Origin of the sequence: Stenotrophomonas pictorum JCM 9942 (assembly GCF_001431585.1) — a bacterium.
Classification (GTDB): domain Bacteria; phylum Pseudomonadota; class Gammaproteobacteria; order Xanthomonadales; family Xanthomonadaceae; genus Stenotrophomonas; species Stenotrophomonas pictorum.
Map to the genome: position 1 here is coordinate 23,023 of NZ_LLXS01000025.1, position 18,858 is coordinate 41,880.

The 18,858-nt window shown below is 66.0% G+C and carries 13 protein-coding genes and 2 pseudogenes; 10 read left to right on the forward strand and 5 right to left on the reverse strand.

The window, feature by feature from the left end; genetic code table 11:
• Positions 1–69 precede the first annotated feature (69 nt).
• The 6 genes from ligA (at position 70) to gyrA (ending at position 9,000) form a co-directional block, all read left to right on the forward strand.
• Positions 70–2,547, forward strand: a complete 2,478-nt coding sequence (gene ligA, locus ARC78_RS09370) for an NAD-dependent DNA ligase LigA (protein ID WP_054657041.1) — start codon at positions 70–72, stop codon at positions 2,545–2,547.
• The gene (locus ARC78_RS09375) at positions 2,544–3,026 is read left to right on the forward strand and encodes a GNAT family N-acetyltransferase (protein WP_054657039.1); all 483 of its coding nucleotides are present in this window, start codon (positions 2,544–2,546) and stop codon (positions 3,024–3,026) included. Before ligA ends, ARC78_RS09375 begins: the two co-directional genes overlap by 4 nt.
• A 115-nt stretch (positions 3,027–3,141) precedes the next feature.
• Positions 3,142–4,086: an EF-P lysine aminoacylase EpmA gene (epmA, locus tag ARC78_RS09380; protein WP_054657037.1), complete on the forward strand. Its 945-nt coding sequence runs from the start codon at positions 3,142–3,144 to the stop codon at positions 4,084–4,086.
• 121 nt (positions 4,087–4,207) lie between these two features.
• On the forward strand, positions 4,208–4,897 hold the full coding sequence (locus ARC78_RS09385) for a DUF3011 domain-containing protein (protein ID WP_054657036.1): 690 nt from the start codon (positions 4,208–4,210) through the stop codon (positions 4,895–4,897).
• A gap of 34 nt (positions 4,898–4,931) precedes the next feature.
• A complete protein-coding gene (mtnA, locus tag ARC78_RS09390; RefSeq protein WP_054657034.1) occupies positions 4,932–5,996 on the forward strand; it encodes an S-methyl-5-thioribose-1-phosphate isomerase in 1,065 nt (354 codons plus the stop codon).
• Between the two features lie 277 nt (positions 5,997–6,273).
• The gene (gyrA, locus tag ARC78_RS09395) at positions 6,274–9,000 is read left to right on the forward strand and encodes a DNA gyrase subunit A (RefSeq protein WP_057506168.1); all 2,727 of its coding nucleotides are present in this window, start codon (positions 6,274–6,276) and stop codon (positions 8,998–9,000) included.
• Between the two features lie 425 nt (positions 9,001–9,425).
• Here the strand turns inward: gyrA and ARC78_RS09400 are convergent, their stop codons facing one another.
• Entirely contained in the window at positions 9,426–10,658 is a 1,233-nt protein-coding gene (locus ARC78_RS09400; protein WP_057506169.1) for a GGDEF domain-containing protein, read from the reverse strand.
• A 67-nt stretch (positions 10,659–10,725) separates the two neighbouring features.
• On the opposite strand from ARC78_RS09400, the pseudogene ARC78_RS17100 reads away from it, so the two are divergent.
• Positions 10,726–11,833 (forward strand): annotated as a pseudogene (locus ARC78_RS17100) (DUF1615 domain-containing protein).
• 48 nt (positions 11,834–11,881) lie between these two features.
• On the opposite strand, the gene fabR reads toward ARC78_RS17100, so the two are convergent.
• A complete protein-coding gene (gene fabR, locus ARC78_RS09410) occupies positions 11,882–12,544 on the reverse strand; it encodes an HTH-type transcriptional repressor FabR (protein WP_054657029.1) in 663 nt (220 codons plus the stop codon).
• Positions 12,545–12,636: 92 nt separating this feature from the next.
• Here fabR and ARC78_RS09415 point away from each other — a divergent pair, with 92 nt between their 5' ends.
• Entirely contained in the window at positions 12,637–13,698 is a 1,062-nt protein-coding gene (locus ARC78_RS09415; protein ID WP_054657027.1) for a ferredoxin reductase, read from the forward strand.
• A 3-nt stretch (positions 13,699–13,701) separates the two neighbouring features.
• Positions 13,702–14,829: a fatty acid desaturase family protein gene (locus tag ARC78_RS09420; RefSeq protein ID WP_054657024.1), complete on the forward strand. Its 1,128-nt coding sequence runs from the start codon at positions 13,702–13,704 to the stop codon at positions 14,827–14,829.
• Positions 14,830–14,868: 39 nt separating this feature from the next.
• Here the strand turns inward: ARC78_RS09420 and ARC78_RS09425 are convergent, their stop codons facing one another.
• Positions 14,869–15,759, reverse strand: coding sequence for a polysaccharide deacetylase family protein (locus tag ARC78_RS09425; RefSeq protein ID WP_158499981.1), 891 nt, complete (start codon positions 15,757–15,759; stop codon positions 14,869–14,871).
• Between the two features lie 183 nt (positions 15,760–15,942).
• Between ARC78_RS09425 and ARC78_RS16330 the strand changes: the two are divergent.
• Positions 15,943–16,095, forward strand: a pseudogene (locus ARC78_RS16330) (VOC family protein); the annotation flags it as partial.
• 22 nt (positions 16,096–16,117) lie between these two features.
• Here the strand turns inward: ARC78_RS16330 and ARC78_RS09430 are convergent.
• Entirely contained in the window at positions 16,118–16,411 is a 294-nt protein-coding gene (locus tag ARC78_RS09430) for a hypothetical protein (RefSeq protein WP_145974310.1), read from the reverse strand.
• Positions 16,412–17,373: 962 nt separating this feature from the next.
• A partial coding sequence (gene hutU, locus ARC78_RS09435) for a urocanate hydratase (RefSeq protein ID WP_057506170.1) occupies positions 17,374–18,858 on the reverse strand: 1,485 nt, incomplete at its 5' end.

Consider the following 18,858-nt stretch of genomic DNA (forward strand, 5'->3'; position numbering starts at 1 on the left):
ACGTTACCTTTGCTGGCGCGACCAGGGATCCGCTCGGTTGGCTGACAGGAAGGCGCTAAAATTCCGGATATGACCACAGATATTCCCGCACAGCAGCGCATTGCCGCGTTGCGCGAGCAGCTCGCCCGGGCATCGCGCGCCTATCACGAGCGTGACGAGCTTCTGATTCCCGATGCCGAATACGACCGGTTGATGCGCGAGTTGGAAGCGCTCGAGGCGCAGCACCCGGAACTGGAGAGCGGTGATTCACCCAGCCGGCAGGTCGGCGGAAAGCCATCCTCGCGTTTTGCCGAGGTGGTGCACGCGGTGCCGATGCTGTCGCTGGGCAATGCCTTCAGCGAGGCCGAGGTGCACGATTTCGTCCGCCGCATCGATGAACGGCTGCATCGCAAGCAACTGCTGTTCTCGGCCGAACCCAAGCTCGATGGACTGGCGATCAATCTGCGTTACGAGAACGGCGTGTTCGTGCAGGGCGCGACCCGCGGCGACGGGGCGACCGGCGAGGACGTGACCGCCAACCTGCGCCAGATCAAGGTGATACCGCAGCAGCTGGCGGGCGAAGGCTGGCCGCAGGTGCTGGAGGTACGGGGTGAGGTCTACATGCCCCGCGCCGATTTCGAGCGCTACAACGAGCAGGCGCGTCTGCACGGCGGCAAGGTGCTGGCCAATCCGCGCAATGGTGCGGCCGGTTCGCTGCGCCAACTCGATCCGAAGATCAGCGCGCAGCGGCCACTGAGCTTTTACGCGTACGGCCTGGGTGAAGTGTCTGGCGGCGCACTGCCGGCGACCCATTCGGGAACCCTGGCGCAGCTGGCTCTCTGGGGTTTCCCGGTCAGCGATCTGTGCGCGGTGGTGGAAGGCGCCGAAGGCCTGTTGGCGTACTACCGTGACATCGGCGAACGTCGCGACGGCCTGGCCTTCGATATCGACGGGGTGGTCTACAAGCTCGATGACCGTGACGGCCAGCAGCAGATGGGCTTTGTCGCGCGCGCCCCGCGCTGGGCCATCGCACACAAGTTCCCGGCGCAGGAGCAGAGCACCACGGTGGAGGCGATCGAGATCCAGATCGGCCGTACCGGGGCCGCCACGCCGGTGGCCCGGCTGAAGCCGGTACATGTCGCGGGCGTGGTGGTGACCAATGCCACGCTGCACAACGCCGACCAGATCGCGCGTCTGGATGTGCGTGTGGGCGATACGGTGATCGTACGCCGTGCCGGCGATGTGATTCCGGAAGTGGTCAGTGTGATCGCCGAGCGTCGCCCTGAGGGCACGACACCGTGGCAGATGCCGCGCGCCTGCCCGGTCTGTGGTTCGGAGATCGTGCGCGAAGAGGGGGAGGCCGCGTGGCGCTGCTCCGGTGAGCTGAGTTGTCCGGCGCAGCGCAAGGAGGCCATCGCCCACTTCGCCTCACGCAAGGCCATGGACATCGACGGACTGGGCGACAAGTACATCGAAACGCTGGTCGATGCCGGCATCGTTCGCGGCGTGGCCGATCTGTATGCCCTGCAACGCGACCAGCTGCTGTTGCTGAAGCTCGTGCTGGATGCCGGTTCGCCCGAATCTCTGGCCGCCCAGTTGCAGCTGCACCTCGCGCCGGAGGGCAGTGGAGACACACTCAACCGCATCCTCAAGCTGGATGGGGCCGAAGCCGGCTGGCGTGCGCAGGTGCTGTCGGTACCTGCCAGTTTCCAGTGGAATACGAAGAAGATCGCCACCCGCTGGGCCGACAACCTGATCGGCGCCATCGAGGCCAGCCGCAGGACCACGCTGGAGCGGCTGCTGTTCGCGCTGGGCATCGAACACGTCGGCGAGAGCACTGCAAAAGCGCTGTCCGCATGGTTCGGTGATCTGGAGTTGATCCGGCACCTGCCATGGCCGATGTTCAAGCGGGTGCCGGATATCGGCGGTGAAGTGGCGCGCGCGATCGGCCACTTCATGGCGCAGCCGGGCAACCAGCAGGCCATCGATGCGCTGCTCGCGCGTGGGGTGCAGATCACCGACAGGCACGCGCCCAGCGCCAAGCTGCGGACGGAGCTGACACTGGCCAATCTGCTGTCGGATATGGAAATCCCCAAGGTTACGCCGGTACGGGCCAAACAGCTGGCACAGGCGTTTGCTTCGGTCGATGCGATCCTCGATGAAAGCGCACACAACTTTGTTACCGCCGGCCTGCCTGCGGAAACGGCCAATGCGCTGGTAGCGTGGCTGGACGTTGACGCCAATGCCACCCTGTTTTCGGCTGCCGGCAATGCGCTGGCTGAACTGCTGGCGCGGACGCCCGAAGCGGCGTTGCAGGCCGAAGGCGTGCTGGAAGGAAAGACCGTGGTGCTGACCGGCACCCTGGCGCAGATGAGTCGTGAGGACGCCAAGTCGCGGCTGGAAGCGCTGGGGGCGAAGGTGGCCGGCAGCGTGTCGAAAAAAACCAGCTTCGTCGTGGCCGGCACCGAAGCTGGCTCCAAACTGGACAAGGCCAATGAGTTGAGCGTGGAGGTGTGGGATGAAGCCCGCCTGCTCGCCTTCCTGGCCGATAACGGAAAAACCGCATGAGCAACACGTTGCAGGCCCGCATCGCCGGGCCAGAGGACTTCCCGCGCCTCATCGCCATGGTTCGCGACTTCTATGTCGAGGACGAAATCCTGTACCAGTCCGGACTGGTTGAGCCGGGGCTGCGCTCGCTGCTCGAAAACGCCAGTCATGGCGCGGTGCTGCTGTTGTCCAGCGAGGACGTTACCGAGGCCGGTTACATCACGCTGGGCTGGTGCTTCAGCGTGGAGCAGGGTGGCCGTTTCGTGCTGCTCGACGAGCTGTATCTCACCCCGGCCGTGCGTGGCCGTGGCTGGGGCCGACAGGCGCTGGCGCTGGCACGCGACTGGGCCGCAGGCGAGGGCGCGGCCGTTATCCGGCTGGAAGTGAACCATCACAATGCCCGGGCAAAACGGCTGTATCTGGCGGCCGGCTATCGCGATGACGAGCGCGACATCCTGACCTTGCCTTTGACCAGTGCCGGGCGCGGGCTGCATCCATGAAAAAACGGCAGGACAGCGGTTTTTCACGGCGAAGCCGCCCGCAGGGTGGCGCACGGCCGGTTTTTGCTCCTGCAAAACCGGCATTCCCACCATCCATAGCGATCAGGTGTGCGCCATGATTGAGGCCCTGCGCCAGCGTGCCCGTCTGAACGCGCTGATCCGCGAGTTCTTCGCGCAGCGTGACGTGCTGGAAGTGGAAACACCGATCATGTCCGCGGCCGGCAACACCGAGCCGAACATCGAAGGTTTCCATACCCGTTTCAGCGGGCATGTCAGCGCCGGGCCAGCGCTGCGCTGGCTGCGCACCTCGCCCGAATATCCCCTCAAGCGACTGCTCGCCGCCGGTGTGGGCGACTGCTACGAGCTGGGCCGGGTGTTCCGCAATGGCGAGGCTGGCGGTCGCCACAACCCGGAATTCACCATGCTCGAGTGGTATCGGGTCGGCTGGGATCACCATCGCCTGATCGGTGAAACGATCGAGCTGGTGCAGGCCGCCCTGGCCCAGCGCGGACGTCAGGCCACGGTGCGCATCCTCACCTATCGCGAACTGTTCGTGGAGGCGCTGGGGCTGGATCCCTTCCTGGCCGATGAGGCGCAGCTGCGCGCCGGGCTGGGCGAGATCGGTATCGACCCGGCAGGTCTGACCCGTGATGACTGGCTGGATCTGCTGATGACCCATCGCATCCAGTCGCAGTTTCCGGCCGATAGCATCACCGTGATCCACGATTGGCCGGCCACGCAGGCGGCGCTGGCGATCATCCGCCCGGGCGAACCGCCGCTGGCCGAGCGCTTCGAGCTGTATCTGGGACCGTTCGAGCTGGCCAACGGCTATCACGAGCTCAACGATGCTGTTGAACAGCGCCAGCGTTTTGAGCGCGACCTCGAGGTGCGGCGCACGCGCGCGGCGACGCTGCCACCGCTGGATGAGCTGTTCCTCGCCGCACTACCGACGCTGCCGGCCTGCGCCGGTGTGGCGGTCGGCGTGGATCGGCTGTTGATGGCGCTGGGCGGCACAGGATGCATCGCCGATGTGCTGGCTTTCGATTTCGCCCACGCCTGAAGACCACCAGACGTTGCGTGGCCCAGCACTGGCTCATCGTCGATGATGATGCTCTGATCACGGTCATGCAGGCAGTGTGTCGGTCAACGGAATACCTCAGGCTCTTGGATAGGCAGGTCGGATGAGGAGCATTTACGCCGTGCTGTTGTGTGCCATGCCGATGCTGGTGGCGGCGGAAACGCCCGATCCTGTGCTTGCCGCTGACACGGTGGTGCGGTGCGAATCGAAAGGCGCAGAACGCATGCATTGCCCGGCCAACCTTGCCCGGGGCATACAGCTGGTACGACAGCTGTCCGAGCACAGTTGCATTCGTGAACAGGACTGGGGCACGGACGCTGCAGGTGTGTGGGTCGCCAATGGCTGTCGCGCCGAATTTGCCGCGGAAGAGCCCACCGCTGCGCAGCGGGTAGGGCGCCGGGTGGTGCGTTGCGAGTCGCGAGGACGCACGGAGGTATGCCCGGTATTGCTGCGCGGGGCGCCGGTGCGACTGCTCCGGCAACAGTCCGTACTGCCCTGCAAGGAAGGCCGCACGTGGGGTTACGGGCGCAACCAGGTGTGGGTGAGCCGGGGCTGCCAGGGCCAGTTCGAGGTTGGTGCGGCCGATGGCTCCGGCTTCGTGGATGTCCCGCGACGGGTGACCTGCGAATCCAAAAGCAATCTCCGCCGCGAATGCGGAGTGACCGTCGAGCGCAAGGTGACGCTGGTAAAACAGCTGTCCTCCAGGGCCTGCATCGAGGGGCAGAACTGGGGTTGGGATCGCACCGGCGTCTGGGTGGATGACGGTTGCCGCGCGGAATTCTCCGTGGACTGAGGCGGGCCTGTGTGGCGCCCATTACAATGGCGCCATGAACGATTCCAACTCCCTCGATTACGCCCGCTACGACCATATCCGCCCGATCCGCTGGACCGGCCAAGCGCTTGAGCTGCTGGACCAGCGCAAGCTGCCGTTCGTGGTCGAACATGTGCAGTGCCATGACAGCGACGCGGTCGCCGAGGCGATCCATGCGTTGACTGTGCGCGGTGCGCCGGCCATCGGTATCGCCGCTGCGTGGGGCGTGGTGCTGGCAGCGCGGGATGTGCAGGCCGCGGACGGCGCGCAGGCGGTGCAGCGGCTCGAACCGGCGCTGGGTAAGCTCAATGCCTCACGGCCAACCGCGGTGAATCTGGCCTGGGCGCTGGCGCGGATGAGGCGGGTGCTGGCCGCCGCTGGCACTGACTGGCAGCAGGTGTTGGAGCGGGAGGCGCAGGCTATCGCCGATGAAGATCTGGCAGCCAACCGCCTCATGGGCGCGCTGGGCGCCGCACTGATCGCCCCGGGCAGCGGAGTGCTGACCCATTGCAACACCGGGTCGCTGGCGACTGCCGGTTTCGGCACCGCGCTGGGCGTGATCCGTGCCGGCAAGGCGCAAGGGCATATCGAGCGCGTGTTCGCCGGTGAGACGCGGCCGTGGCTGCAGGGTGCCCGCCTGACCGTCTGGGAGCTGCAGCAGGATGGCATCGACGCCACCCTGATTGCCGACTCGGCGGCCGCACATCTGATGAAGACCGGGGCGGTGCAGTGGGTGGTCGTCGGCGCCGACCGCATCTGTGCCAATGGCGATACCGCCAACAAGATCGGCACCTACCAGCTGGCCATTGCCGCCCGCCACCATGGCGTCAAATTCATGGTGGTGGCGCCATCGTCCACCGTGGACATGCACACCGCGCACGGCGATGAGATCGAGATCGAGCAGCGCGATCCGGGTGAGCTGTTCGGCGTTGGTGGCGTGCGCACCGTAGCCGAGGGCATCGCCGCATGGAATCCGGTGTTCGATGTGACCCCCGGTGAGCTGATCGATGCCATCGTCACCGAACGTGGCGTGATCCTGCAGCCGGACACCGCGGCGATGAAGGCCGCGTTCGGCGGCTGAAGGCAGGTCCGCAGCGGAGTGGGGACGTGAGGACTGGCGTGTTTTGCCAGTTCGCGGCCCATCCGTGCGCCACTTGGGCGGGCGGGGCCGCGGTCACGTATTCCGGCGGCATCCCGAGGGGCGTCTAAGTTGCTGATTTACTCGGGTAAAAACCCGGCTGGCGGCGGCGGAAAACCGTCCTTTGTGCTAGACTCCGCAGGTTGATTCGAGTTTCCGGCATCGCCGCCTGTCACAGGCCCGTCGCCGGACGGGATCGCTACCAGACAACGGAACCCGAATGGCAGAAAACGCCAAGGAAATCATCCAGGTCAACCTGGAAGACGAGATGCGCAAGAGCTACCTCGATTACGCAATGAGCGTGATCGTCGGGCGCGCACTCCCCGATGCCCGCGATGGCCTCAAGCCGGTCCATCGCCGCGTCCTGTTCGCGATGAGCGAGCTGGGTGCGCACAGCAACAAGCCGTACTTCAAGTCGGCGCGTATCGTCGGTGACGTCATCGGTAAGTACCATCCGCATGGCGACCAGTCGGTGTACGACACGCTGGTGCGCCTGGCACAGCCCTTCTCGCTGCGCTACATGCTGGTGGACGGCCAGGGTAACTTCGGTTCGGTCGATGGCGACTCCGCCGCCGCGATGCGTTACACCGAGGCTCGCATGTCGCGGCTCTCGCACGAGCTGATGGCCGATCTCGACAAGGAAACCGTCGATTTCCAGCCCAACTACGACGAGAAGGAGCTGGAGCCGACGGTCATGCCGACCCGGTTCCCGAACCTGCTGGTCAACGGCTCGGCCGGTATCGCCGTGGGTATGGCGACGAACATCCCGCCGCACAACCTCACCGAATCGCTCAATGCCTGCATTGCGCTGATCGATGATCCGACGATCGACGTCGATGGCCTGATGGAGTACATCCCGGGTCCGGACTTCCCGACCGCCGGCATCATCAACGGTACTGCCGGCATCATCGCCGGCTACCGGACCGGTCGTGGCCGGGTGCGCATCCGCGCCAAGGCCGATATCGAAGTGGCCGACAACGGCCGCGAATCGATCATCGTCACCGAGATTCCGTACCAGGTGAACAAGGCGCGGTTGATCGAGAAGATCGCCGAGCTGGTCAAGGAAAAGAAGCTCGAAGGCATCAGCGAGCTGCGCGACGAGTCCGACAAGGACGGCATGCGCATCTACATCGAGATCAAGCGTGGCGAGTCGGCGGAAGTTGTCCTGAACAACCTCTACCAGCAGACCCAGATGGAGTCGGTGTTCGGCATCAACATGGTGGCGCTGGTCGATGGCCGCCCGAAGCTGTTGAACCTCAAGCAGATGCTGGAGGCGTTCATCCGCCACCGTCGCGAGGTGGTCACCCGCCGCACCATCTATGAGCTGCGCAAGGCGCGTGCGCGTGCGCACGTGCTGGAAGGTCTGACGGTCGCATTGGCCAACATCGACGAGATGATCGAGCTGATCAAGACGTCGGCCAATCCGGGCGAAGCCAAGGAGCGCCTGCTGACCAAGACCTGGGAGCCGGGTCTGGTGGGTGCGTTGCTGGGCGCTGCCGGGGCCGAGGCCTCGCGCCCGGAAGACCTGCCCAAGGGCCTGGGCCTGGTTAATGGCCTGTATCAGCTCAGCGACGTCCAGGCCACGCAGATCCTGGAAATGCGCCTGCACCGCCTGACCGGGCTGGAGCAGGACAAGCTGACCGAGGAATACAAGGTCCTGCTGGAAGTCATCGCTGGCCTGATCCGTATCCTGGAAAACCCGGAAGTGCTGCTGCAGGTGATCCGCGACGAGCTGATCGCCGTGCGCAGCGAGTTCGGTGATGAACGCCGTACCGAGATCCGCCACAGCGAGGAAGATCTCGACATTCTGGATCTGATCGCGCCGGAAGACGTGGTGGTCACGCTGTCGCGTGCCGGTTACGTCAAGCGTCAGCCGGTAAGCGCCTATCGTGCCCAGCGTCGTGGCGGCCGTGGCCGCAGCGCCGCAGCGACCAAGGACGAGGATTCGATCGAACAACTGTGGCTGGTCAATACCCATGACACGCTGTTGACGTTCACCAGCGCGGGCAAGGTGTTCTGGCTGCCGGTGCATCAGTTGCCGGAAGCCGGCTCCAATGCGCGTGGCCGCCCGATCATCAACTGGATCGCGCTGGAAAGTGGCGAGCGTGTGCAGGCGGTACTGCCAGTGCGCGAGTACGACGAGAACCAGTACGTGTTCTTCGCCACCCGTCATGGCACCGTCAAGAAGACCCCGCTGAGCGAGTTCGCGTTCCGTCTGGCACGCGGCAAGATCGCCATCAACCTCGACGAGGGCGATGCGCTGGTTGGCGTGGGCCTGACCGATGGCGAGCGTGACGTCCTGCTGTTCGCGTCCAATGGCAAGACCGTGCGCTTTGCCGAAGACAAGGTCCGCTCGATGGGCCGCACCGCCACGGGCGTGCGCGGCATCAAGATGGCCAAGGGCGAGGAAGTGGTCAGCCTGATCGTGGCTGAAAGCGCCGGCGGCGCCGAGGACGAGAACGAGGACGACAGCAACGTCGAGGACGTGGCAACCGAGGGCGGCGATATCGTCGACACCGGTGCCGATGACACCGGCGTGCAGTACATCCTCACCGCGACCGAGAACGGCTACGGCAAGCGCACGCCGCTGGCCGACTATCCGCGCAAGGGGCGTGGTACGCAGGGCGTGATCGGCATCCAGACCAGTGAGCGCAACGGCAAGCTGGTCAGCGCGGTGCTGCTGGGTACGGGCGATGAAGTGCTGTTGATCTCCGATGGCGGCACGCTGGTGCGTACCCGCGGTTCGGAAATCTCGCGCGTCGGCCGCAACACCCAGGGCGTCACCCTGATCCGCCTGTCCAAGGGCGAGAAGCTGCAGGCGGTCGAACGCCTGGACGCGTCCCTGGAAGCCGGTGATGACAGCCTGGATGACGAAGCCGTGGATACCGCCGTGGTTGAGGGTGCGGCTGTCGAAGGGCAGACGCCAGAGGCGACACCGGAGGCCTGATTGACGGGCTTCAGGTAAAAGAAAACGCCGGCGCAAGCCGGCGTTTTCTGTGTCGGAAATCAGCGTGCAGCAGCCCGCGCAGAACTCGACATGGGCATCCGCGCCATGAAGCACCGCCGCTGTTCCAGGCCATTTTCCGGCTCGGCGGTGCGGCCGGCATAGGGCTGCAGCTTTGGCCCAACGCGCTGCGCTTGGCAGTGAGCAAGTGGGAAAGGACGCACGGTGGACGCTGCGTGATCGGGCCAGCACCGGCGTGCCTGTGACCTATCGTCGCAATCGCATCCAGGCAGGCTTGCAGGATCTCGCTGTTCCGGCTGCGTGACGGAGATGCTGCAGGGGCAAACGATCGATCCCGAAGGCCGCCTGGAGGAGGGCAGATCCATGTCCGCCTCCGGAGCGCGTCCCCTGCTGGCGAAGGCTGGTGGCTATCGGGTTGCCTTGCGCGCGGCGTCATCAGGTTGAGCGACAGCCGCTGTAGACGGGGTCGGGCAGATGTTGCCGGCTGCGCCAGGTGATGGGCTGGCGACCACCCGGTTCCGGCCTTCGTGCTTGGCCCGGTATACCGCCTGGTCTGCGCGCTCCAGTGCGCTTTCCAGGTCCTCCGCGCCCGCTACCAAAGTGACGCCAAAGCTGGCGGTCAGGGTGTGTTTCGCCGGGGAGCAGCGCATCTGGCTGAGGCCGCTCCGGATCCGCTCGGCGATCCGGGTGGCCGTTGGCAGGTCATCGCAGCGCAGCAGCACTACGAATTCCTCTCCGCCGAAACGCGCGACCAGATCATCCGGGCGCGTCATCTCCTGCAGCAGTGCACCGACTTGCCGCAGCACGTTGTCGCCAACGGCATGGCCCCAGGTGTCGTTGACCTGTTTGAAATGATCGACGTCGCAGGCTAGCAGTGCCCAGTGGGCGGCGGTGCCGTGCTGCAGGCGCTGGTGGGCGATCTGGAAGAAAGCGCGGCGGTTGAGCAGCAGGGTGAGCGGGTCGTGGTTGCGCTCGTGGCGCAGTTCTCCCATCAATTGCTGGGCCACGCCGCCCAGCAACAGAAACAACAGCCACAGATTGAGCAGCAGATTGAAAGCCAGCATCCACAGCCACAGACCTGAGCGCGGCATGCCACTGCTGCTGAACCAGCCGGCCAGTGTTCCGGCCAGCAGCGGACGCAGGAGCGCGTACACCACCAGCAGCAGATAGGTCCGGCGCAGCAGGCGTTCGAACAGGGTGTCCGCCCGGTCGCGGCCGAACAGCACCGGCAGCGCCAATGCCAGCAGCAGTCCCATGCCAAGGTTGAGGAAGACGATGCGCGCGCCCAGCACGTCGTTCAATCGCGAGAAGCACAACAGCGCAAGTAACGTGCCGAGGCTGACGGCCAGCGCCGCGCGCGCCGACACCCTGCTGCCGGATCTGAGCGCGAAACCCTGCGCGGTGGCCCAGCTGCCTGCACAGTACAAGGCACCGGTGAGTACCGACCAGGTCGCCAGCTGCGGGGTGTCCATCAGGATCTGGGCGGCGAGCGGAACGGCAGTGACCATGTAGCCCGCGGCCAACCACAACAGATAACGGTGTCCGCGCACAGAGCGCCAACCAGCCAGCAGCGCCAACCCGAGCAGCAGGGAGGTGGCGGGGACCACGAGCGGGAAGTACTGTTCAGCGGTGGCGCTCAAGGGTCAAGCCACGTTCGGCGATTGGGACAGGCGGGGGCGAAGTATATGGGCAGGCTGGGCGCACGCGATGGTCGGCGCAGCGGTGGCGTGTCCGTGTACGCCGCCGCTACTGGCGAGTCTGCCGCTGGCCTGGGCCCTGGTCTCCTGCCACACGCTTCCTCCGCCAATGCCGGCTCCGGCGGCGTTGGCGGTTCGGGCGGGTATCGAACGCCGTATCCCGGCAGGCACCCGTGATCGTGGCGGATGGGCGGCCGATATCCAGGCGGTATTCGTCGCGCAGGCGATCACGCCCCATCCGGAAAACATCTGTGCGGTACTTGCGGTGATCGAGCAGGAGTCGGGCTGTCAGGCGGACCCGGCCGTGGCGGATCTGCCGCAGATCGCACAGCGCGAAATCGACCGGCGTGCCGCGTCATCGCATATTCCCGCGCTACTGGTTGACGCCGGGTTGAAGGTGAGGGCGGCAGATGGCCGCAGCTATGCCGAGCATCGGGCACGGGTGCGCACCGAGCGCGAGCTGAGCGCACTGTGGGAGGACATTATCGGTCGTGTGCCGCTGGGGGGCGCGCCTGTTCGCCGGCAAGAACCCGGTGCAGACCGGTGGTGCGATGCAGGTGGGTATCCCATTCGCCGAACGCCAGGCGCGCAGCTATCCGTGGCCGGTCCCCGGGAGCATCCGCAACGAGGTATTCACCCGCCGCGGCGTGCTGTACTTCGGCACCCTGCACCTGATTGGCTACACGACCCCGTATATACAGAAAGTGCACCGCTTCGCCGACTCCAACGCCGGCTGGTATGCCAGTCGCAATGCCGCGTTCCAGAAGGCGGTGGCCCTGGCCAGTGGCAGCACGCTGGCGTTGGATGGCGATCTGCTCGATCCTGGCGCGCCCATGGACGAGCACGTCCAGACCGAGCGCGCGTTGCGACGCCTGGCGCCGCAGCTGGGAATGGATGGCCGCACGATCCGCCGTGCGCTGGAACAGGGCGACCGCTTGCAGTTCAGTGACCGCGCGTTGCATGCCAAGCTGTTCGCACTGGCTCAAGCCAGCGCCTGCAAGCCGCTGCCACGGGTTCCCGGCATCCGCCTGGACAGCCCCAAGATCACCCGCGCGTTGACCACGCAGTGGTTCGCCAACCGGGTCGATGCGCGCTACCGGCAGTGTCTGCAACGTTGAAGCGCGCAACAGCGGTGCCGCCGCTGCCAGGCGGGCAACCGCCAGGGCTCAGGTGTTGGGAGGGTGGCGCGCCAGGGCGCGCGAGCCGGTGATGATCATGCGGATCATCTGGCTCATCTGTTCGATCAGCTCGGGATCTTTTTCCGCCGGCAGGTCCATCGCCGTGCCGCCCATGGCGAAGATGAGCCGGGTGATGGCCTTGGCCGCCAGCGCCGGCTCATAGAGGCTGGCACCGTCCAGAGCGGCCAGCCGCACCAGATCCACCCGCAGCTCGTCTTCGAAGTAACCCAGCTCGCGGTCCACCGCGTGCTTGAACGCATCCGTGCCGGCCGTGCCCTCACGCAGCAGCACATGCATCAGCCGGTCATCGGCGCGCAGCTGTTCCATGAAGGTTTCCACCGACAGCCGGATCACCCCGCGGTTGCTGTCGGCCGCGCGCAGACGCGCCTGGCCGATGATCGTGCGCAGCGAACGGCCGGCCAGATCGATCAGCGCCACGGTCAGTTCGTCCATGTCACGGAACTGGCGGTAGAACGAATTGGGGGCGATGCCGGCTTCGCGCGCTACCTCGCGCAGGCTCAGCGTGGAGACGCTGCGATGCGGCCCGACCAGGGACAGGGCCGCCGCCAGCAGGTCGTCACGCGAGATGGAGGCTTTGCGCGGAGTGTGCGCGTCATCGGCGGTCGGCAAGGGCAGGTCGTGGGTGGTCATCAGGCTCGGGCCGGTCAGGACAATGAATCATAGCCGGTATGGAGGGTATACACCTGTATACACAGGTGTGCGCTCATCCGTATAGTTCAGTCATGAGTGCCGTCTACCGCAATGCCGCGCCGCCGCCGATTCACTGGTTCAGTGAAGGCTTCTTCGATTTCTGGTCCACCCGCGTGCATCCGCTGTGGACGCTGCGGCGTCCGCTGGCGCGTCTGGTCGGGCGTACGGCCGCCAGCGCCGATGCGGTAACGCTGGAATTGCAGCCCAATCGCCACTTCGACGGTCTGCTGCCCGGCCAGCACGTCAATCTGGGCGTGGAAGTGGACGGGCGCCTGCTCACCCGCAGCTACAGTCCGACGCCGCTGGCCAATGGCCGGCTGGCGATTACCGTCAAGGCGATCCCCGGAGGCAAAGTCAGCCAGCACCTGGCCCGTGAGGCCGCACTGGGCGAGGTTTTCAGCCTCGGCCAGGCGTTCGGCGAGATGACCGTCCCGGCCACTCCCGGCCAGCGCCTGCTGCTGCTGGCCGCCGGCAGTGGTATCACCCCGATGCGGGCGTTGCTGCGCCAGCTGGCCGATGCCGGCATGCCGGCCCCGGTGGACCTGGTGTACTGGGCCCGGCGCAGGGAAGAGCTGTGCTTTGTCGATGAACTCCAGGCGCTGACGGCCCGGCATCCGGACTTCGGCCTGCATCTGGCGCTGACCCGCGACCCTGCCGCGCCCGCCGCGCGCGTGGACCAGTGGTCGTTCGCCGGCATCGAGGATCTGGGCAACGCCCGGGTACTGGCCTGTGGCCCGGCCGGCTTTGTCGAGGCGGCGCGCATGCGCCTGCACGACCAGGTGGCCAGGTTTGAAAGCGAGGCGTTCAGCCTGCCGGTCCTGCCCGAGGTGGAGCAGGGCACGGTGCAGGTGGAACTGCGCCACAGCGGCCGCACGCTTACCGTGGCGCGCGGCACCCCGCTGCTGCAGGCCCTGGAAGCGCAGGGCATCCAGCCGGCCAGCGGCTGCCGCATGGGGATCTGCAATACCTGCGTCTGCGGCAAGGTCGCCGGCGTCACCCGTCATACGTTGACCGGCGAGTACGCCGGCGAGCCGTCCGTTCCGCTGAAGCTGTGCGTGAGCAGCGCTAGCACCGATCTGATCCTGGAGCTTTAAGCGATGTCCTCCGTGAAAAACCGTGCACTCTCGTCGCGCGAGCTGCAGGCCTTCGGTGACGAACTGGATGCGCTGCGTGCGCGCCACTTCGCCACCCTCGGCGGCAGCGACGCGCGCTATATCCGCAAGGTGGTGGCCGCGGTGCGCTGGACCGGCGTGGCCGGCCGCGCGTTGCTGTTCCTCGGCGCCTTCGTGCACAGCGTGCTGGTCCCGGCGTGGATCGCCGGCGTGCTGCTGCTGGCACTGTCCAAGATCCTGGAAAACATGGAGCTGGCACACAACGTCATCCATGGCCAGTACGACTGGATGGGCGATCCGGCGCTGCAGGGCAAGACCTACGAATGGGACATCGTCGGCACCTCGGAGAACTGGCGCAAGACCCACAACTTCCGCCACCACACCTATACCAACGTGCGCGGACTCGATGACGACATCGGCTATGGCCTGCTGCGCATCTTCCCCGAGCAGCGCTGGCACCCGTTCTTCCTGACCCAGCCGTTCGTGGCGGTGGTGTTCGCGTTGCTGTTCGAATGGGGCATCGCCATCCAGGACCTGCGCATCGGCCGGGTGCTGGCCGGCAAGATGACCCTGAAGCAGCTGTGGCGGCAGGCGCGCCCGGTCGGCCGCAAGATCAGCAAGCAGATGCTCAAGGACTATGTGCTGTTCCCCGCGCTGGCCGGCCCGTTCTTCCTGCCGGTGCTGCTGGGCAACGTGGCGGCCAACCTCATCCGCAACGTGTGGACCTATGTGGTGATCTTCTGCGGCCACTTCACCGCCGATGCCGAAACCTTCCCCAAGGAATGCGTGCGCAATGAAAGCCGCGGCCACTGGTACCTGCGCCAGCTGCGCGGCTCGTCCAACCTGACCGGCGGCAAGTGGATGGACGTGATGACCGGCAACCTCAGCCACCAGATCGAACACCATTTCTATCCGGATATCCCCGCCAACCGCTATGCGGCGATGGCGGTGGAAGTGAAGGACATCTGCGCCCGCTATGGCCAGCACTACAACACCGGTTCGATGCCACGCCAGTTCGGCCAGGTGATGTGGCGCATCCTGCGCCACGCCTTCCCCAGCAAACCGGCACGCCGCGAGCCGTTGCCGGCTGGTGCGCAGCTGGACGCCGGCTGAGACACCCTCACCGACGCCGCCTCCGGGCGGCGTCGGTGTTTACGGCAGCAGGCCCTGCGCGCACAGTACCGGCGCCTCATCGGTGGAATCCTCGGCCGGATAGCGCAAACCGGCGTGGCCGGCCTGCCTGGCCAGCGCCCACACGATGGTTTCACCGGCCGGCAGCGTCTCGGGCTGGCGCGCATAGAGCGGATCATCGAACGCGATACACGGGTTCACCAGCGTCCAGTCGCGGGCCCGGAACGCGGCCACGATCTCGCCCAGCGCGTCGGCATTGATCTGGTTGGTATGCAACCGCAGCACATGCGCCGGGCTGCGCCCCAGCGTGGTGACGGCCAGCGCCTCGTAGTAGCTGGCGCGGTCCAGCAGGTGCTGGATATAGGCGCGCTTCACCCGGCTGGCCCTGTCAGTGTCGCCCTTGGCAATGTGCGCCGCATACACCTGGTCGTAGTACCCGTCGCTGGCGTCGATGGAAACCGGCGCGGCGCGGTAGCCGTGGGCCTGCATCCAGGCGCGCATGCCGTCGCGGCGCTCGACGCTGTTGCCTTCTTTCAGATAGGGAAAGCGCAACAACGGCACCCTGTTCGGATAACTCCCGAACACCGCGTCGGTCCGATCCACATCGGCGATGAACCCGGCCAGGGTGATCGAAGGCAGGGACAGGCTGCGGTGCGAGGCGGTGTGGTTGCCGATGGCGTGGCCGGCCTCGGCCCATTGCCGGATCAGCGCCAGTCCTTGGCCTTCCCCGGTGCGGGCCAGCGAGGGAAATGCCATGGCGGTGAGCTCGGCTTGACGCAGGCCGGCGAGGATCTGTGCACTCCACCGCGGCGCGTGGGGTTCGGTGTCGGGGTTCAAACCATCGTCAAACGTCAGGCCCAGCTGTTGCGCGCCGGCCATGAGAAAGGCGGCGCTGAGGGTCAGCAACTTCAAGATTCGCAACAGCAGCGGCATGGGGCTGGGCCGTCATGAAGCGGGGCGGCACCGGAGTGTAGCTGCCGTGCACAGAAGGCTGGCCATGACCGCCTGCTTACAACCGCAGTGATAAACCATTGCCTTAGCGCAATCGCTGCCGCGGGTGGCGATCGTCCTGTCTATCCGAACGGGAGACGCCCGATGCCGGGCAAGAACACGATCTGCCTGTGGTACGACCACGCCGCGCTGGAGGCGGCCAGCTTCTATGCGGCGACCTTTCCCGACAGCCGCGTCACCGCTGTCCATCGCGCTCCCGACGACTACCCGGCCGGCATGCGCGGCGAACTACTAACGGCGCCGGGGCACCCGGGACCGTTCAGAACGTCAGCTGCGCGACCACCGTAAGGGTGACTGACGGGTAGCGGCCAAAGGAGCAGCGGATCGCCATCGCTTCGCCGGCGCGGCCGGAAGGGACTGTGGTGTGCGCGCAGGCGAAGCCCGGTACGCCGAAGTCCATGGGCCGGGCGTCCGGATCGGTGCGCGTCTGGCAGTGCTCCACCAGCACCCGCGACACCGCCAGACTGTCGCGGGGCGCTCCGGCGTGGGCGAATGGCGCCAGCGCCAGGCTGCAGACCAGCAAGCCCGGGCGGAATTTGAAGGGAGGCTTCATCAGGTTCGACATCGCACGATGGGGGCATGTTTTCCGGCACGTTCGCGCTCGAACCAGCCGGCGCGGTGCATCCCGGAAAGGGATGTGCGACCGTCATGTTTTCGACCGCTGGCAGATTTTCTAAAGTGCGCTGTGGCGGCGACAGCGTGCGATTCCCTTTACTGTTCCGGTCCATGCCTTGATCAGCCGGGCGTGGCAGTCGGCCCCGGAGCCACCCCTGTGGCCGCATGGCGCCGAGGGGGCGAGCGGTGAGGGGATTGGCCGGGCCGCACCCGGCCGGTTCCTTCCGGTCATGACCCGTCAACGGCCAGTGGCGGCCGTTTTCCGGTCGGCGACGACCGGTTTTTGCTCGCGCGCGACCATTTTCTGCTCGACGTCGAGCGATATATGGTCGACGCCGACCATTTTCTGGTCGTGCACGAGCGATTTATGGTCGCAGTCGAGCGATTATTGGTCGATTGTTCTGAAAACGTATCTAATTGCCTCGGCCTAGGGCGTAAGTGGACGCCGGTAGCGCAAAAGATCGGCAACAGCAACGCCGGGGAGGGTAGGGCGCAGCAATGTTGTGCTGGCGCTTTTGACTTTCCCCAGCCGTGAAAGCATGCCGAGCATCGCAGCGGATCGGGGGAGAAAGGCGCGGGTGTCTGAGCGCAGCGAGTTCCGCGCCGCCCCGATCCGCGAGAAGCGCAGGGCACCGATGCGGCTTCATCGCATCGGCATGCGTCCGGCGTAAGCGGTTTTGGTGACTTTTGCCGCGTCAAAAGTCACCCGGTTGCGACAGCAAACGGAACGCCTTTGATCTTGATCTTCCGTTCGCGCTGGAACGAAGCTGGGTTGATAAGGCCACCCCAGCCTACGGCTCTATGGATAAAAGAGCGCCAGACAAAAGGGCAGCCCGGAGGCTGCCCTTTATGGGATATCCGATTATGGGGAGGTGATTGCACAACCTCCCCGTGGTCAAATCAGCCAAGAATCCCCGGCAGGTCCAACCCCTTTTCCTTCGCACACTCGATGGCGATCTCATAACCCGCATCGGCGTGGCGCATCACGCCGGTGCCGGGGTCGTTCCACAGCACGCGGGCGATGCGCTTGTCCGCTTCCTCGCTGCCGTCGCAGACGATGACCACGCCGGAATGCTGCGAGTAGCCCATGCCGACGCCACCGCCGTGGTGCAGGCTCACCCACGTGGCGCCGCCGGCGACGTTGAGCATGGCGTTGAGCAGCGGCCAGTCGGAGACGGCGTCGGAGCCGTCCTTCATCGCTTCGGTCTCGCGGTTGGGCGAGGCGACGCTGCCGCTGTCCAGATGGTCGCGGCCGATCACTACCGGCGCGCTCAGCTCCCCGTTGCGGACCATCTCGTTGAAGGCCAGGCCCAGCTTGTGGCGCAGGCCCAGACCGACCCAGCAGATGCGCGCCGGCAGGCCCTGGAAGGCGATGCGCTCGCGCGCCATGTCCAGCCAGCGGTGCAGGTGCGGATCATCGGCGATGATCTCCTTGACCTTGGCATCGGTCTTGTAGATGTCTTCCGGGTCGCCGGACAGCGCGACCCAGCGGAACGGGCCGACGCCGCGGCAGAACAGCGGGCGCACGTAGGCCGGCACGAAACCGGGGAAGTCGAAGGCGTTCTTCAGGCCCTCGTCGAAGGCCATCTGGCGGATGTTGTTGCCGTAGTCCACGGTCGGGACGCCGGCGGCGTGGAAAGCCAGCATTGCCTCCACGTGCACGCGCATCGCCGCCTTGGCGGCGTCACGAACCATCGAAGGGTTGGCCTGCTGTTCGGTGAGCCACTGCTCGACGGTCCAGCCGATCGGCAGGTAGCCGTGCACCGGATCGTGCGCGCTGGTCTGGTCGGTGACGGCGTCCGGACGCACGCCGCGGCGTACCAGCTCGGGCAGGATCTCGGCGGCGTTGCCGAGCAGCGCGATGGATTTGGCTTCGCCGCTGGCGGTGTACCTGGCGATACGCGTCAGCGCATCGTCGATGTCGGTGGCCTGCTCGTCCACGTAACGGGTACGCAGGCGGAAATCGATGCTGCTCTGGCGGCATTCGATGGTCAGCGAGCAGGCGCCGGCCAGCGAGGCAGCCAGCGGCTGCGCACCGCCCATGCCGCCCAGCCCGGCGGTGAGGATCCACTTGCCGGTCAGGCTGCCGCCGTAGTGCTGGCGGCCCATCTCGACGAAGGTCTCGTAGGTGCCCTGGACGATGCCCTGACTGCCGATGTAGATCCAGCTGCCGGCGGTCATCTGCCCGTACATCATCAAGCCTTTCTTATCGAGCGCGTTGAAGTGCTCCCAGTTGGCCCAGTGCGGCACCAGGTTGGAGTTTGCGATTAGCACGCGCGGGGCATCGGGGTGGGTGGGGAACACGCCGACCGGCTTGCCCGACTGCACCAGCAGAGTCTGGTTGTCGTCCAGCCGCTTGAGGGTTTCCAGGATCCTGTCGTAGCT